The organism is Acidovorax sp. LjRoot204 (assembly GCF_056175785.1).
The window spans coordinates 1-1,510 of sequence record NZ_JBGFFF010000331.1 but is presented as its reverse complement, the minus strand read 5'-3'; the positions used below and the strand labels follow the sequence as shown (position 1 = coordinate 1,510).

The following is a 1,510-nucleotide window of genomic DNA, read 5'->3' as shown; positions in this document are numbered from 1 at the left end:
GCAGCGCATAGCTGGCGATGTTGAACGGCACACCCAGAAAGATGTCTGCACTGCGCTGGTACAGCTGGCAAGACAGCGTGCCACGCCCGCCGGGCTCTTGCGCCGGGGCTACGTARAACTGRAAGAARGCRTGGCASGGCATGAGCGCCATCTTSTRSAGCTCGGCCACGTTCCAKGCGCTCACGATGATGCGGCGCGARTCGGGGTTGGTCTTSAGSGTYTKGATGACKTCGSWGATCTGGTCGATGTGSCCGCCGTCCGGCGTCGGCCAGCTGCGCCACTGCACGCCRTACACSGGGCCCAGGTCGCCGTCCTCGCGCGCCCAYTCGTCCCAGATGGTSACGCCGCGCTCCTTSAGCCAGTTGTTGTTGCTGGAGCCSGTSAGGAACCACARCAGCTCCTGRATGATGGACYTGAGGTGCACCTTCTTGGTCGTGACCAGCGGAAAACCTTCCTTCAGGTCAAACCGCATCTGGTGGCCGAACACGCTCTTGGTGCCGGTGCCGGTGCGGTCCGACTTGTCCACGCCGTGGGTGAACACATGGCGCATGAAATCTTCGTACTGGGAGCGCACGGGGCGGGCGGGCAAGGCAGGAGCTGCCGGGGCAGCAGAAGGCTGGGTCATGGGATGGATCACTCAGGGTAGGGCGCCGCCATCAAGGGGTGGCCGTTGCCGACGGCGGATTTTATGCGGAGCGGGAGAATGCCAGACTCGCCATCCATCCACTGCACTTCCCATGACGACTTCCGATACCCCCGTCACCATCCGCCCCCTCCAGGCCGCCGACTGGCCCGCCGTATGGCCCATCCTGCGCACCACCTTCCAGGCGGGAGACACGTATGCGTTTGCCCCCGACAGCACCGATGCCGAGATCCACAAAGCCTGGGTAGAGCTGCCTGCTGCGACCTTTGTCGCCCTGGGCGTGGGCGGGGAGATTCTGGGCACCTACTTCATCAAGCCGAATCAGCCTGGGCAGGGCGCCCATGTGTGCAACTGTGGCTACGTGGTGGCGCCGGCCGCRCAGGGGCAGGGCGTGGCCTCGTTGATGTGTGAGCACTCCCAGCAGCAGGCTGTGGTCATGGGCTTTCGGGCCATGCAGTTCAACTTGGTGGTAGCCAGCAACGTGCGCGCCGTGCGACTGTGGCAGCACTTGGGCTTTGCGATCGTGGGCACGCTGGCCGGGGCCTTCCGGCACCACGCGCTGGGCTATGTCGATGCCCATGTGATGTTCAAGACGCTGGTGGCCTGAGCTTGTTGCCAATGCAAAAAGGGCTCCCACATGGGAGCCCTTTCTGAGAGTCCGGGGGCACATGTCCACAACAGTGAGAGGCCGCCACCCGGGAAGGTCCGCGTTCTTACATCGCGCTGATTTCGCCCGATGGGATCCTGCCGGTGCGCACGGCTTCGGCCGCTGCGGCGCGCACTGCAGCACGGTCGGCGGTCGACTTGTAGGTCACGACACGCGAACCAGCGGGTTCGATGCTGCGTGTTTGGGCCACGGTAGAGGCT

General features: G+C 64.4%; 2 protein-coding genes and 1 pseudogene. 1 reads left to right on the top strand and 2 read right to left on the bottom strand.

What is annotated here, in order from left to right:
* A partial coding sequence (locus AC04MI_RS25100) for a thymidylate synthase (RefSeq protein ID WP_476499035.1) occupies window positions 1–625 on the bottom strand: 625 nt, incomplete at its 3' end.
* A gap of 112 nt (window positions 626–737) precedes the next feature.
* Here AC04MI_RS25100 and AC04MI_RS25095 point away from each other — a divergent pair.
* Entirely contained in the window at window positions 738–1,250 is a 513-nt protein-coding gene (locus tag AC04MI_RS25095; protein WP_436075463.1) for a GNAT family N-acetyltransferase, read from the top strand.
* Between the two features lie 106 nt (window positions 1,251–1,356).
* Here AC04MI_RS25095 and AC04MI_RS25090 read toward each other — a convergent pair.
* Window positions 1,357–1,510: pseudogene (locus AC04MI_RS25090) on the bottom strand (DUF4148 domain-containing protein); the annotation flags it as partial.